The organism is Sphingobacterium sp. Lzh-3, assembly GCF_046764375.1.
Taxonomy (GTDB): Bacteria; Bacteroidota; Bacteroidia; order Sphingobacteriales; family Sphingobacteriaceae; genus Sphingobacterium.
Window position 1 is genome coordinate 2,539,801 of sequence record NZ_CP177226.1, and the last position, 15,079, is coordinate 2,554,879.

Here is a 15,079-nt window from a genome sequence, read left to right on the forward strand (position 1 = left end):
CTGTTATGTAGATCGTTGGCTTTTGCTTTTTATTGATTAGAATTTGTCCAAAAATATTATAGATTATGTCAATCAGTGCTACACCCAGGTGTAGTTTTCTAGTAATTCCCTTTTTCTAATGGAGGAAATGGAAACAGTAGGAGAGTTTTGTATCTTTATTTTGGCGCCTTTATTAGGATATAATCATTGAATCGACTGAATATTTTGGTTCTCTATAAATTGTTTATAGGAAATTATTATATTTGCAAAATGCTTGAATAGTCAAGTATTTTGCAAATATAATAATATGGCCGCAATTAGTACGATGCTAAACATTATAAAAGTTCAATCTATCATCACCAAAAAGTTTGATGGATTGAGCTTACATGGACTGAACCTTGCAGACTTTATGATCCTACAGTACATATTTTAAGTCAGACTCCCAGTAATTGGCTATGGTGAATTGATCCAGCAGAGCCTACGGGGCTAAAGGCCTCAGGGATTACATGAATGATTTCTCCTATGAAAAAGATTGAGCTTCTTGTAAAAGGGTAATAAAGAGATGCTGGAGGTAGCGTGAGGAAATTTATAATTTTAAAACACATGAACAAAATAGACAAAAAACAATTGAAAGCAGAATTCCTGGAGAGTAAACCATTAATGGGAGTTTTAACAATTTACAATAAGGCTGAAAATAAAATATATATCGCCGATAGCATGAATTTAACGGCTCTTTCCAATAGAATCAGATTTATGTTAAATATGGGGCAATTTGACAAAAAAAGTTTACAGGCAGATTGGAACCGATTGGGTGAAGGAAATTTCCTGTTTGAAAATGCAGTTATTATTCCATTTGAAAATGACAAAATCATTGATTATAAAAAAGTCGTACTTCACGCCGCAACGGAGTTGAAGAATAAAGTGAGTGAAACAACAAGTACTTATTGATATGACAAGAAAGACATATTTGTATCCCAGTTATGAAGCCGGAAGGAACCTGGCATTGAAAAATATCCAAGGTCCCATTGTAAATCTCAATTTAATTCGGCTAAGGAAAATCGCGGACTATACTAATTTTCCGGAGATTGCACCGATCAAAGAAATCTCGGGATACGAAGCTTTTATGAATTATATACAGCTAGCAAAGCCTTATGTGGAAGAAAGCGGCGGTGAGCTACTTTTTGTTGGGCAAGGTGAACGGTTTCTGATCGGCCCCGATCAGGAACAGTGGGATATCTGTATGCTGATTAAACAGAAAAGTGTGTCCGATTTTTTTTCGTTTGAACAAAACCCAGCGTATATGAAGATTATTGGGCATCGGATTGCCGGTATCTCGGATTCAAGACTTCTACCTTTGGCAGTTGTCCCATTTTAAATTATTTATTAGTGGAAGCTTAAACAGCCTATTCTTTTCACTGATAGAGAAATGATATTTATCTGATGACGAGGATATTTGAATAATCCCTATCAATTCCTTTGTTCGAGCTAATCTCTATTGAAACAAATAGCAGATGTGATCATTTTAGTCTCAGGAATTGATGGAGGTTGTGGTGATGTAAATGTTTTTTTAACGGGGAGATAAAGAAGCCACAGTGGAAATTGGGGCAAACGTTGGGAAATAACCGGTTAGTCAAAAAAATGTGGAACGACTTGGTCGTTCCACAAAATGTTTTTCATTGTAGTATTGTAGGATTTTTTACAGTATTCTTATTGAATCAATTAGGAAGTTTAAAATGATGAGATAGGCATCTCCATTCATTTTAGCAATTACTTCTCTTGAGTCAAGTTTACTTATAGGGCAAATTTAGCCTAGAATAGCAGTAGAAAAAATATGAAAAACATACTTTTTTATGTGAAAATGGGAAATTATCCATTTTCAGGATCTTCTGGGCAATATTAGGTTGTGGTTTATTAAAATGAGTTATTGGAAATGATGCTATCGGAAAACCAGTTCACTAAGATTCCGATTCATCGTCGACAGAGGAATATAGGCCAAAATAGGTTTATATATGATACATTGTATCAATTTTATACGGATTTGTTTTACAATGTTGAATTTTCATAAATATTCTGTTGATTAGCCGTTATTTGTTATAGTCGTTATCGGATCATGTGTTTAACTTTTCCAAAAATTGCTTAGGCTATTTTAGAGAATTACCGTAATGGAAGCCGATGAGCTTCGTATTGATTCTTTGGTATTTACGTTAAAGCGTATTCTTTAAGCTATAGCAAATGAATTATGAAATATTTCTATCTAATATTAGCACATGAAAAGACAACATCGTTCCGTTTTTCTAAAGTCTATTGTTTTAAGCTGCACAGCATTTTTGTTTCTATGTGTTCTTTTTTCGTGTTCGATTAATCGAGGACTTGAGAGTAATCAGGAATTGATATATCTTCACGAGCTTAATCGTTTAAAAGAAGCTGCTAAAAATAATTTGGTGGACAATATAGAAGAATTTAATTCTTACAAGGAACGGCCAAAATCGGATGGTCCATTTAACGAATCCAACAATCAGGAATTTTTAGTCAACAACATACCCTATTTTGAGAGTTCCAACGACACTTTAAGTCGTGTGTATAATTACCGCTGGTGGATGATAAGCAAGCATCTTCGAGATTACTACGATCCACATGATTTAAAGAATTATTGGGTTATTACGGAGTTTTTTGGCTATCCGGCCTGGGGATCTTTGAGTGGGGCTATTACTTGTCCAACCGCGCATCAGTTTTATGATGTACGCTGGCTTCGCGATCCCAAATATCTTCAATCTTATGCCGAATATTTTATGCTTGGATCAGCTTCCAAATTAAATCAGCGAGAAAATGGTAATTTTTTAACCCATCTGAGCAGGCCAGAAAGTGTTCATTTTTCGAGTTGGATGGTCGATGGTATTGAGTCATTTTTAAAAATCCATCCAGATAAGACCTGGACGCAAAAGATGCTTCCGGCGATGGAGACCCATCAGCACCTTTTGGATAGTCTCTTCACTGTAAAAAATGCCAAAGCGAAGACAGACGGTATGTATAAAGTTCTGGATCTGTACGATGGCATGGAGTTTAGTCTTTCGGCGGTACTTGGCTTAATAGAAAGTAATGGGCCTTATGATATTTATACCGATAGCACATGGAGAGATCTTTACTTAGGCTGGGAAACAACAGACGAGGCCGCGAAAACGAAGGCGGCGAAAAACTTTCCATTGGCATTTACCAAAGGCTACCCCGATTTTTATTTGGTTCGCCCTTCCGTTGGAAGTTATTCGTTTGGAAATACTAACGCTTTGTATAACCTCTATCGATTGGAAGAACAACAAAATCCAACAAGTGAGAATAAGAGGAAAGAGGCCCATTATAAGGCGAGGGCACAGGAAATACAGCAAAAATTTCTCCGGACGCTTTGGAACTCAGAAGACGGTTTTTTCAATACCTTTACAGCCGGTGATAATGCTTATGGTGTTCGGGATTACGAAGCTCGGGTGGGGGAATCCGTGGGGTATACCCCCTGGTATTTCAATATGATACCGGCTGAGGACAATAAAAAGTATGAAGTAGCCTGGGCGATGTTTACTTCTGAAAAAGGTTTCAATAACCATAAAGGAATGACCACGGCAGAAAGACAACATCCCTATTATAATGAGAAGGCTTATGCCTGGAACGGCAGAGGATGGCCTTTTCAAAACTCGGTTGTCTATAAGGCATACAGTAACTATTTAAGAAATTATAAGAATCAAATCACTGCACAGGACAAAGAGACCCTCTATGAACAAATTATGAAGCTTACACGACTGCACGATTATGCGCACCCAAATATTGGTGAATGGTATATACCAAGTGAAGGTGGGCAATTTGGTGGACAGCAAGATTATTTTCATTCAACCTATCCAGACATGATCATAGCAGATCTCATTGGGTTTAAAGGGATGCACAGCAACGGCTTCCAAATTCAGCCGTTAATACCTGCGGGCAAGATGGATTATTTTTACCTCGGCAATTTAACTTATCATGGGAAAACGATCGACATTGTTTGGAAAGAAGACTGGGATGAAAACAAATTTGGAAAACAGCCTATGTTATGTATTTGGGTTGATCATGTTCTAAAGGCGACCAGTAAGGAGCTTGATGTCAAAATAGACGTAAATTTAGATTAAGCGAGACATTCTATCTTGCAAAAAGAGAAGTCATTGGGCTATTCACTATTTTTTTGGGGATCGGAAATATTATCCCAGACTAAAAGGGAAATACAGGGGATAGGTATTGTGTATTCGAAAGGACCAGGATGGGCTGCTTCGAGCCGAAATTGATGCTATCCAAAAACCTTAAACTTCTTCGTGGTCGCTTTTGAATCGGCGGGTAATGACATAATCATTTAAAAGATATGCTTAATCAAATTGTCCCATATACAAACGATAGTATTTTCCTTGTTGTTTTAGAAGTTCTGCATGTGAACCGAATTCTGCAATTGCTCCCTTTTCGATCAGACAGATGACGTCGGCGTTCCTAATGGTGGAGAGTCTGTGTGCTATGACGAAGCTGGTTTTGTTTTGCATCAATCGGTCAATTCCTTCCTGAATAGCGATTTCAGTTCGTGTATCGATCGAGCTGGTCGCTTCATCCAATATTAAAATTGGCGTATTGGCCACTGTTGCCCGGGCGATGTTAATTAGCTGTCGCTGTCCCTGACTCAGATTAGCCCCGTCATTGGTCAATTGGGTTTTATACCCTTGAGGCAATTGCATGATAAAGCTATCTGCGGCAGCAAGCTTTGCTGCCGCTATCACTTCATAATCCGTTGCGGTTAACCTGCCATAACGGATGTTTTCCATAACCGTATCGGTAAACAAATGGGTGTCCTGAAATACAATAGACAATTTTTTACGTAGTTCATTACGATCCAACTTAAAAATCGATGTCTTGTCTAAAAGAATATTCCCGGATAGCAAAGGGTAGAAGCGAGGTAGCAAATTGATAATTGTCGACTTGCCGGCACCGGTCTCACCCACGAAAGCGATCTTTTGTCCTGGTTTTACGTCAAGGTCGATATCAAATAAAACCTGTTTTTCGGGTACATATCCAAAATTTACATGCGATAGTGTTACTTGACCATGAATTGGGGCCGGCATTGGTAGCGGATCTATCGTTTCACTTTCGGGAGCAGCGTCAATAACGGCGAAAATACGTTCTGCGCCCGCAAGAGCTGCCTGTAAGCTGTTGTACTGGCTGGAAATCTCATTTACAGGCCGGCCAAATTGCCGTGCATACTGTAAAAATGCAGTTAACCCCCCTAAATCGAATCCACGTGTGATCACTAGAATACCACCTGCGATGGTAGTCAGCGCGTAGTTAATGGTGCTCATATTCGCCATCAAAGGCATCATCATTCCAGAATAAAACTGAGCCTTTGTTGCTTTTTCCCGCAGTACTTGATTAAGCTGCTCAAACTGTTCGATGGCGGCGTTTTCGTGGCCAAAAACCTTCACTACCTTTTGTCCGCTGATCATTTCCTCCACATAGCCATTCGCATTGCCAAGTGCAGCTTGGTTGGCGGCAAAAAAACGCTTGCTTTTGTTGATGATCAATTTCGCCAGATATAACATCAGCGGAATCATGATCAATGCAATAATCGATAGGATAGGGCTAATATACACCATGAGGGCAAGTGTCCCCACCAACGTAATTGAGCTGATTAAAAGCTGTGTAATACTATTATTTAGGGCGTCGCTTACTGTATCCATGTCATTGGTGAAACGACTCATCAGATCGCCATGCTGATGGGTATCGTAAAATTGCAAAGGGAGGTATTGCATGCGGTCGAACAGATCATTTCGGATGTTAGAAATCGTTTTCTGTGCAACTTTTATGGTTAGGCGGTATTGCAACATGTTGAAAATTCCTGTAGCGATATAAATTCCGATCATGACTAGAGCAATATGTCCTAGACCAACAAGATCTTTTTTGAGGACATAATTGTTGATCGCAGGCCGTAAAAGGTAGTTGCCTGCCAGTATTCCTGCAGTTCCCAATAAGAGTGAAATTAAAATTAGCAGGAGCATCAGCCGTTGTGAAGAAAGGTAGCGCATCAATCGCAATAAAGCCTTAAATCCTTGCTGGGGCTTCTCATTTTTAATGCGTCTAGAATTACCGGGGCCTGGTAAACTCACGGGGATGGATTTGTTTGAGGTACTCATTAGGCTTCTTCTTTTTGCAGGTGTTGGGATTGATAAATTTCCTGATAGCTGGTATTTGTTTGCAGAAGTACATCGTGTGATCCGGCACCGACAATGCGGCCTTCTTCCATGACCAATATTTGGTCGGCATGCATGACGCTCGAAATACGCTGTGCGATAATCAATAGTGTGGTGTTCTGCAGATAATTTTTTAAACCTTCACGTATTTTTCGATCGGTATCGATATCCACAGCACTTGTACTGTCGTCCATAATCAAGATTTTAGGTTTCTTCAATAAAGCCCTGGCAATACATATGCGTTGTTTTTGTCCTCCTGAAACATTGACGCCTCCTTGTCCCAGAAGTGTCTGATAGCCGCTGGGAAAGGAGCGTATAAAATCGTCTGCACAAGCAATCTCGGCAGCGGCATAAATATCCTCTTCTGTTGCCTGCTCATTTCCCCATTTGAGATTTTCTAAAATAGTTCCTGAAAAAAGTTGGTTCTGCTGCAACACAATAGCAATCTGGCTGCGAAGTTCCTGTAGTTGATAATTTCTGACATCGATGCCATCTACTAAAACGGCACCTTCAGACACATCATATAGTCGTGGAATTAATTGTACCAAAGTGCTCTTTCCCGAACCTGTGCCACCTATGATTGCTAAAGTAGTCGCAGGCTTTACTTCGAAACTAATATTGTCAAGGTTGGGTTTTTCACTTTGTAAGTTATAACGGAAAGTGACTTGCTTAAATGCGATCCGTCCCGCGGTGATGGCGTTTCTATTTTGGAGGCCTTCCGCAGTATCCGTTAAGGAGGGTTGTTTCTCTAAAACTTCTTCAATTCTATCGCCAGAAGCGATTGCCCTTGAAATCATCATGAATGTCAATGAAAGGAGCATCAGAGATATTAGGATCTGCGTGATATAACTTAGAAATGACATCAGTCCACCCAGCGCGAGCGTTCCAGTCATTACTTTCTGGCCACCAAACCAGGTTACGGCAACAAGCGACAAGCCCATCACCAATTGCATGACGGGCATGATAAGGACAACGATGCTGGAAGCTTTGGTGGCAACATTCATCAGATCGAAATTTACTTTGTCAAATTTCTTTTTCTCAAAATCCTGTCGTACAAAAGCTTTTACCACCCGCACATTGAGCAGATTTTCCTGCACAACACTATTGACACGATCAACCGCCTGCTGCATCTTGATAAAAAAGGGGAGCCCTTTACGTAATAAAATGAAAATACTTAAGGCCAATACAGGCAATGCAATGGCCATCACAATGGACAGATCCTTATTAATAGAAATCGCAAAAATAATGGCAAAAACCATCATCAGGGGTGCCCTTAGGAGCATACGTAGGCACATCATCATGACTTGCTGCATTATATTGGTGTCGTTGGTGAGCCGTGTTGTAAGCGACGCTGAAGTGAAGTAATCGGTATCCGCAAAAGCAAAAGATTGTATTTTTCGAAATAGGGCAGTCCGGAGATTCGTGGCAAAACCCACAGACGCATGTGCAGAGTAATAGATGTTGCACAAATTGGCAACGATAGCAACGATGGCTAATCCGATCATGGCCAATCCAATTTTCAAAATGTAGTTGATATCTTTATGCAAGATTCCGTCGTCGACTATGATAGACATCAGACGAGGTTGTACAATTTCGCAAAATACATCAATCACAACGAAAAAAGGAATAATCAAAAAAGCCTTTCTAAATGACTTGGTATAAGGTGTAAACGTGGAAAGCTTCATCTGCTTATGGGGCCATTAATTTATGTTTTAAATTAACTAAATCTGGGCTTTTATTCAAAAAATACCACCAGAAGTTTTCTTGTTTCGTTAATTTTTAACGCTCATAATTATCACTTAGTCCAGTTTGTAAGCCTGCACGCTGTTACTCCTGACGGTAGGCACATAAAGCATACCTGAAGATTTGTCGTAGCCGATATCGGCAGCGTTTATTTTTTTGTCCCGTGTGTCAAGTAATACTGAATTAGAACCGTCAGTTTTAACATGATAAATAAGTCCTTGCCAACCGGAAACTATAAATTCATTGGGTTTAATCTGCACGATGCCATCTAGACCGCCTTCCATACCTTTTGAAATTACGGTAGTTTTCTTATCTTGATCTATCTTAACAAGTGCGCCATCCGATAGCACATACAAGTCTTTTCCGACTGCCAGTAACCCGTTTGCACCTTTGAGATTTTCTGCATACAGCATAGGAGAGTCGTTTTCAATGCGATAGACTTTTCCAAGTCGCGTATCACTTACATAAACGATACCCTTTGAGTCAACGGTAATGTCGTTGAGTAGCTCAGTGCCATCAATGGTAATTCTTTTGATGATACTTGCTTTATCCGTATCGATGACGGCAATTGATTTAGAGAATGCTTCAGCCGCATAGAGCCGGTTTTTGTGGATTCCTATGCCCAAGACGGCATTGAGTCCTGTAACCCAATCTCGTTTGATAAATTTTCCGTCCATATTCAGTTTACTGATGAATGCTGTAGTGTTAGGTTCGAAAGCAATCGTATTTGAAACATAGAGTACTTTGTTTTTGGCATCTACCCAAACGGACTCTGGAGATCTTAGTGTGGTGTCCGACTGCCATTGAGGCGTTAAAGACTTCTGTCCAAATAGGACTTGTACAAACATGATCAGGGTCAATGTTAACGTAATTTTCATAGAAAATCGGATTGAGGTTTATATTAGTTTAATTTATTCGAGTTAAATCACGATCACCCAAGAGGATTTTTGGCTCTCCGTTAAAGAAGAAATAGCTGCAGTCAGAAAAAATCTACCATTGAGTTCGTTTAATATACAGAATTTAGATCATATTGTTTTCTTTTTTCGAAAGAAGACCTCATTGGATCGCTTAGATTAATTACTTCTTTATAAATAAACTGGTGTAGCATTTATTTTCAATATACGGCAAAATTGCTGTATGCCCACTAAAAATATCTATAAATAATTTTTCGTTTCATACAGATTTATTGAACTTATTAATTTCTTGTTAATAGTTCATTAATGGTACATAATAACTTTGATTTCAAGAATATCCCAATAGAATTTTAACCTTCCAGAGCATCGGGAAGGTATGGGGGCCAACATTGAAATAAACCAATATATATAAACCCATTTTCAACCATTTATAAAAAAAACACTTAATTATGAGTATTAAACAGCAAAAAAAAGTATGTATAATCTTCTTGTTGATCGCTTTGATGATGTCCTGTTCAAAGAGCGAAAAGAAGATTGAAGAATCTATCCCGAAAGAGGAGGCCAAAAAAGCGAATGGCAACAATGGACTTTCCGCGACAGGCGATGTTGTTGGACAGATTACCGTTGGATACCAGGGCTGGTTTTCCTGCGCTGGTGATAATTCTCCGATGGGAACACATTGGTGGCACTGGACTGAGGCTTGGCAGCAGACGCCGACTCAGGGTAATTTCCATATTCCTTCTTGGCCTGACAACAGCGAATACCAAAAAAAATACAACACCAATTTACCGGCTTTGGGCAATGGTTCGCCTGCGTCTTTGTTTTCTTCATTTGACGATCAGACCGTCAATGTCCAATTTAAATGGATGAAAGATTACGGGATCCACACGGCGGCATTGCAGCGATTTAATCCCACGGGGATAGAAGGTCCCATTCGTAATGCCATTACGGCTAAAGTTAAAACTGCCGCAGAGCAACATGGTGTGAAATTCTATATCATGTATGATGTGTCAGCCTGGGTTAATATGCAGACTGAGATAAAAAATGATTGGCTAAATCTGATGAAACAATATACTCAGTCTCCTGCCTATGCCAAACAGAACGGCAAGCCTGTGATCGGTATCTGGGGATTCGGTTTTAATGACAATAACCATCCCTGGTCAGCAGCCGTCTGCCTGGAGGTGATTCAGTGGTTTCGCGATCAAGGTTGTTATGTTATGGGCGGTACGCCAACACACTGGAGGTTGGCACAAACAGGAGGAGATTCGAGACAGGGCTATATCGATGTCTACAAATCATTTGATATGTTGTCACCTTGGATGGTAGGCCGCATCGGAACCATTGCAGACGTGGATCATTATGCGCAGCATATCCAAAATGCTGATCTACAGTTTTGCAATTTAAATAACATCGACTATCAGCCCTGTGTATTGCCGGGGTCACTGCAGGAGGGGCAACGAAAACATGGTGATTTTATGTGGCGACAATTCTATAATTTGACCGCGCTTGGTGTCAAGAGTATGTATGTGTCCATGTTTGATGAGTACAACGAATCCAATCAGATAGCAAAGACTGCTGCAACCCAACAGGATGTTCCTGTTGGGCTGGGGATTAAATCCATGGATGAAGATGGGATTCCTTGTTCTTCAGATTATTATCTCCGGATTACAATGGACGGTGGAAAGATGTTAAAAGGACAGATAGTGCTAAGCCCAAATAGACCAACATCCCCTCAATAAGTTAACTTTAACGTACACAATTGGTTTATATAGTTTAATAGTGCGGCCGAATCTTTGTCATGAAGATTCGGTTTTTTTATATTGTTCTATTATCCGATCAGAAAAGGATTTTTCATTTCCAATTCAGACTTTCTTTAGTAACTTTAATCAATTGTAAAGGCTGAACTCATCGTTTATAAAACTTCGCCGAATACGTTGTATAACGTTGATCGGCGAGGTTGTTATGTATCGTCCTTGGTCGCAAGTCCAAGGGTGTTCATCGACCTAAGTAAAGACGATTCTGGGATGGTTTCGTGCTTATATCGATTGTCATGTTTCAAAAAAAAATAAAAAAGATGCTCTTTATAATTTTATTCATTGTGGCGGTAGTCGCCGCAGGTGTGGCCTATTATTTATTCACCAATGGTAACGTTAAAGTAGATATGGCCTTGAAATCAGCTACCCTATATGGATTTAAAGTTAAGGGGCTGGATGGCTCGTCCATCGATTTCGCGCAATTTAAAGGTAAAAAGATACTCGTTGTAAACACCGCTTCTAAATGTGGATTTACACCTCAGTACGAGGGACTTGAACGCTTATATAAAAGATTCAGTGATAAGTTGGTTATTATAGGTTTTCCTTCGAATGATTTTTTAGACCAAGAACCTGGTAAGGATGCCGAAATAGCTGCTTTTTGTCAACGGAATTACGGCGTAACTTTTCCGATGGCAGCAAAGATTGATGTTAAAGGAAAGCGACAGGCGCCTATTTATCAGTGGTTGACCAACAAAAGCTTGAACGGTGTAGAAAGTTCTGCTGTCATGTGGAATTTTCAGAAATATCTAATCGATGAAAATGGCAGGCTTATGAAGCATTTTTCTCCAAAAACAGATCCCGAGGACCCGGCAATTGTAGCGCTGCTCGAGTAAGTAGTTAGATAGTGCTCATTCAACTTTCTTTAAACATTTGAAAGTCCGCGGTAGTGGATGGCTGCAGAATGGGAGAAATTCTTTAATAGAACCGCCAGTTAAATTACTAATGAGTTCATCGATTGATTTGCCAGCTTTTCTAAATCCTGTACCTTTAAAATCTGTTATATAGATATCCAGTTCGCCCGCTGCATCAATTTCATAGTCCCAAAAGAGATAGTAGCCATTGTCGCTGGAAGCGAAGGGAAACAATCGCTTTAAGATTGGCAGCGAACAGTCAGGACCTATTTCAAACCAGATATCATTATTTTTAACATCATCAATATAGGTACTTCTAATTTCATCGGATCTAACAGTTAATGAATCTCCATAGTTGCCCATCGGAATATAGATATGAAATTCACCTAATGCTAACCCGTATCCATAGTTTTTTACAAAGGATTTGTATGATTTAGGAAAAGCTTTTCCATTTGGGAATCTAAAATTCTCGAGAATTGACTGATCCCCAAATTCAGAAGGTGTACCTTCTATTTGTAGATTAAAGGTATTATTTAGCATAACGTTTTTATAAAAATTCGCATATTACGATTCAAAATTTCCTGCCTATTGTTGATTTTTTTGACTTATTTCTTCACCGCCATTTACTTACCTGTAGTACGTTTTCATGCAGTTGTGCCGCTAATGATTTCGCCCGTGCTTTTAAGATGAATTTTCTGCCAGTAATTGTTCGGGTAAAGATTAAATCACAATTCCCTACGTGTGCTTCCCACTGGTTGCTAAAATATTCAGCGAATTGTTTCTTGCGTGCCAACAGTTCCGGAACAGCATGATAATCTTCCTGCTTAACAAAATATGCAAATTTATTTTTCCTGACAATCACATAACGCGGATTATTGATCGGTTCAATAATCTCTAGTAGTGCATTGATAAATACAGATTTGTCGTATGTTGTGCCCCCTTCTAAATGGCAGTAAACGGAACCTGAGCGATCAACTTTCGTCTCCACACGCACTTCGTTTCGATCGGTCCGTATGATATGAGCTTTTATCAAGCTACTTAAGAGCGCGAAACTTACTTGGTTAAGATCTTTGGAAATATCTCGGTATTTCAAATAAAGTTTGAGTGATCTGACCGTATTTCTACCGAAAAGCAGCATTCCGACTGCGGCCAAGCTGGCCATGTAAATATAAAAATCTTTTAGGCTTTGCATATTTTTTAATGTTCTAAAAAATCCCTGCACATTGTCAAGTCCAAAACTAAGCCAAGCAGCGCCCACTGTCGCGAGTACGTTTCTAATTGTTTTGTTGAGATACAATGATTTTACACGTTGATAATCTTGTTCTTCCGCAAAAGGTATCTTGATCTCCTCGACGAGATTCACTCCTTTGCTAAGCGCATCATGCCACCGCTGTCTGAGGTTCTCCCGGTCGGCAGCAAATAGCAGCATTTCCGCATTTTTCCGTGAAATTTCCCCGACGTTGTGTATGTTTTCGGGTAGATCAAAACGGCCTATACCATTTTCGATTTCAGGTTCTTGTCGCAGCGAGACGCCGACAAAACTTTTGAACCGTCGTTTTAATAATTTGAGGTCATCACCACCCGTTGCGGAAGTGGAGTCTGCACATACCAAGTGCCAGATATTTGCCGTTTTGTCCTTATTGCTCTGTTGGGCTCTGATAGCCCGACCACGCATCTGATTGGAAAGTACAAAAGAGCCGACAAAGCTCGCTAAAATCAGTGCATTGATTGCCGGAGCGTCCCAGCCTTCGCCTAGCAATGACTTGGTCCCTAGTAAGACTTCAATTTCTCCAGCTTGGAATAGCTGTGTGACAATGTGAACGATATCGTGTTTAAGACGCTCTGTCTGGTTTATTAAAAGGTAATTTACATCAAAAGGAACAGGGTTCGCAGAGCTGTCATAAATGCCATACTTGGCAGCGGTGGTTTGAAATGCAGCGTAAATGCTCGCCGGAATAATGATCATAGATCCTGTAAGCACAGCGATTTTCTTATTATTCTTATTTTGCCGTCTTAATTTTTCGAAAATAGGTATAACACCTATTTTGTTCAACTCAAGCGTATTGTGGTCGGTGGTTACATAGAATTCTTTTCGGATGAAATCTGAAAGGACTACCAATCGCAGGTCTTTACCCAATTTTTCATATTCAAAATCTACAATCGCTGTAATAGCATCCATTTTACTGATACTGGATGTCAAATATTGTCGAACACGGCTATTTTGGGAAAAATTAACCTGCTTTCTTTCCATAGCACCATGTCTTTGTAATCTATTTACTAGTATGTTTCGATGTTCTGTAAATGCATTGAAATGTGCCTTTTCCTGATAGAGATAAAATTCAAGTAGAATTTCGAGCCATTCATAATCCAGACGAGGTATTTGAAAATCTTTGCCACCGATAATCTCCATATGAAGATCGGGAATTGGAATTTGGTTGGCATGGAGAAAAATTAAGCATGCCGAGTAATATTTTAAGTTATTATAGACCCAGTCGAGATCGCCCATCGGGTTTAGCCATATTGGATGATTTTGAACAGCCTGAAGGATCATTTTGTCACGGCTTATTTCCTTAAATAGCTTAAGCATGCTATCCCTATAATCGGCAATAAACTGTCTTTCCTTTTGGCTAGGATTGGTGAAATAGATATAATCCTGATGTGGACATAGATCACCCTCAATAACAAGTTCGGGGACCGAAATTTCTGCATCTATGGGTCCATTGAGATCCATATAGCGCTGCCATTCTGTTGGAGTGACATCGTAAGGTGGAGTCGCTGTTAGACCAACAACTGTCGGATCCAGCTTTTTCTTGATATAAGTTAACGTATGCCACCACTCATTTTTAAGATGGTGTGCTTCGTCGACGACAATCGTACCGATTTTTTGGGATTTCAATCCTCTTAGGATAAGGTCAAGGTTTGAGCCGAGCTCTGGTGCACCCTGATCATTGCAGGCTGCATGTAGTCCCTGATAGGTTACTACGGTCATAAATTTTGGATTTCGGATGTCTCTAGAGATCCAGTCGGGAACTATATCCATTTGAAGAAAGAGTTCACAGAATCGCTGTATCCATTGGTTACGGATTGCACGTGTCGGTGCGAGAATTAGCGTTGGTTTATTGATGCGGATAGCGACTTCAAGACCTAAAACAGTCTTACCTGAACCAGGAGGAGCCACGACATGTAAATGCCTATCTTTCAGATGCGCCTGTAATTCTTCAAGTACCCGTAGTTGGTACTTGCGCCATGTATATTTGAATTTAATTGCTTTAGGGTATTCAGTCAATAGATTCGAATAATTTAAAATTTATACCATACTTGTCCACAAGATACTAATTTTGGTTGCATTTACTATTCATAGCGAAAGGTTTCAGCTATGAAACAGCATATGCTAATCTAGCAGACTCAATTTTTTTTAGAAAAAGATAAATGTGTTAACCAATTTTTGAACTTATTTATGAATTGCTGGGATTCATTAATAAAGCGCTTTTAAAGTAAGCTCCAACAAATAATAATTCAGCTCCAGCGAATCGTAA

Annotated in this window: 10 protein-coding genes; 5 read left to right on the plus strand and 5 right to left on the minus strand. The window is 39.5% G+C overall.

The genetic code is table 11. The annotated features are described in order from the left end of the window. The first annotated feature begins 582 nt into the window (after positions 1-582). The 3 genes from ACLCDV_RS10380 (at position 583) to ACLCDV_RS10390 (ending at position 4,127) form a co-directional block, all read left to right on the plus strand. The gene (locus tag ACLCDV_RS10380) at positions 583-927 is read left to right on the plus strand and encodes a GIY-YIG nuclease family protein (RefSeq protein WP_333577465.1); all 345 of its coding nucleotides are present in this window, start codon (positions 583-585) and stop codon (positions 925-927) included. Between the two features lies 1 nt (position 928). Continuing rightward, positions 929-1,354 (plus strand): hypothetical protein, encoded by a 426-nt coding sequence (locus tag ACLCDV_RS10385; protein ID WP_333577466.1) that lies wholly within the window; start codon positions 929-931, stop codon positions 1,352-1,354. 892 nt (positions 1,355-2,246) lie between these two features. Then, positions 2,247-4,127, plus strand: coding sequence for an MGH1-like glycoside hydrolase domain-containing protein (locus ACLCDV_RS10390; protein ID WP_411973620.1), 1,881 nt, complete (start codon positions 2,247-2,249; stop codon positions 4,125-4,127). Between the two features lie 231 nt (positions 4,128-4,358). On the opposite strand, the gene ACLCDV_RS10395 is transcribed toward ACLCDV_RS10390, so the two are convergent. From ACLCDV_RS10395 to ACLCDV_RS10405, 3 genes are all read right to left on the minus strand, one after another. Further along, positions 4,359-6,164, minus strand: coding sequence for an ABC transporter ATP-binding protein (locus tag ACLCDV_RS10395; RefSeq protein ID WP_411973621.1), 1,806 nt, complete (start codon positions 6,162-6,164; stop codon positions 4,359-4,361). Beyond that, positions 6,164-7,906, minus strand: coding sequence for an ABC transporter ATP-binding protein (locus ACLCDV_RS10400; RefSeq protein ID WP_317667171.1), 1,743 nt, complete (start codon positions 7,904-7,906; stop codon positions 6,164-6,166). The genes ACLCDV_RS10395 and ACLCDV_RS10400 overlap by 1 nt, the downstream gene beginning before the upstream one ends. A 114-nt stretch (positions 7,907-8,020) precedes the next feature. After that, positions 8,021-8,842 carry an ATP-binding protein gene (locus tag ACLCDV_RS10405; protein WP_317667170.1) on the minus strand — a complete coding sequence of 274 codons (822 nt, stop codon included), beginning with the start codon at positions 8,840-8,842 and terminating at the stop codon, positions 8,021-8,023. 485 nt (positions 8,843-9,327) lie between these two features. On the opposite strand from ACLCDV_RS10405, the gene ACLCDV_RS10410 reads away from it, so the two are divergent. After that, the gene (locus tag ACLCDV_RS10410) at positions 9,328-10,617 is read left to right on the plus strand and encodes a glycoside hydrolase family 71/99-like protein (RefSeq protein ID WP_317667169.1); all 1,290 of its coding nucleotides are present in this window, start codon (positions 9,328-9,330) and stop codon (positions 10,615-10,617) included. A gap of 335 nt (positions 10,618-10,952) precedes the next feature. Next, entirely contained in the window at positions 10,953-11,525 is a 573-nt protein-coding gene (locus ACLCDV_RS10415; protein ID WP_317667167.1) for a glutathione peroxidase, read from the plus strand. 15 nt (positions 11,526-11,540) lie between these two features. Here ACLCDV_RS10415 and ACLCDV_RS10420 read toward each other — a convergent pair whose 3' ends face one another. Both ACLCDV_RS10420 and ACLCDV_RS10425 read right to left on the minus strand, forming a co-directional pair. Continuing rightward, a complete protein-coding gene (locus ACLCDV_RS10420) occupies positions 11,541-12,083 on the minus strand; it encodes an SMI1/KNR4 family protein (RefSeq protein WP_333577472.1) in 543 nt (180 codons plus the stop codon). Between the two features lie 73 nt (positions 12,084-12,156). Continuing rightward, positions 12,157-14,829: a DEAD/DEAH box helicase family protein gene (locus tag ACLCDV_RS10425; RefSeq protein ID WP_411973622.1), complete on the minus strand. Its 2,673-nt coding sequence runs from the start codon at positions 14,827-14,829 to the stop codon at positions 12,157-12,159. Between the last annotated feature and the right edge of the window lie 250 nt (positions 14,830-15,079).

Coding starts and splice junctions, on each gene's coding strand:
- ACLCDV_RS10380 (WP_333577465.1), top strand. CDS start 583: ATGAACAAAATAGACAAAAAACAATTGAAAGCAGAATTCCTGGAGAGT.
- ACLCDV_RS10385 (WP_333577466.1), top strand. CDS start 929: ATGACAAGAAAGACATATTTGTATCCCAGTTATGAAGCCGGAAGGAAC.
- ACLCDV_RS10390 (WP_411973620.1), top strand. CDS start 2,247: ATGAAAAGACAACATCGTTCCGTTTTTCTAAAGTCTATTGTTTTAAGC.
- ACLCDV_RS10395 (WP_411973621.1), bottom strand. CDS start 6,164: ATGAGTACCTCAAACAAATCCATCCCCGTGAGTTTACCAGGCCCCGGT.
- ACLCDV_RS10400 (WP_317667171.1), bottom strand. CDS start 7,906: ATGAAGCTTTCCACGTTTACACCTTATACCAAGTCATTTAGAAAGGCT.
- ACLCDV_RS10405 (WP_317667170.1), bottom strand. CDS start 8,842: ATGAAAATTACGTTAACATTGACCCTGATCATGTTTGTACAAGTCCTA.
- ACLCDV_RS10410 (WP_317667169.1), top strand. CDS start 9,328: ATGAGTATTAAACAGCAAAAAAAAGTATGTATAATCTTCTTGTTGATC.
- ACLCDV_RS10415 (WP_317667167.1), top strand. CDS start 10,953: ATGCTCTTTATAATTTTATTCATTGTGGCGGTAGTCGCCGCAGGTGTG.
- ACLCDV_RS10420 (WP_333577472.1), bottom strand. CDS start 12,083: ATGCTAAATAATACCTTTAATCTACAAATAGAAGGTACACCTTCTGAA.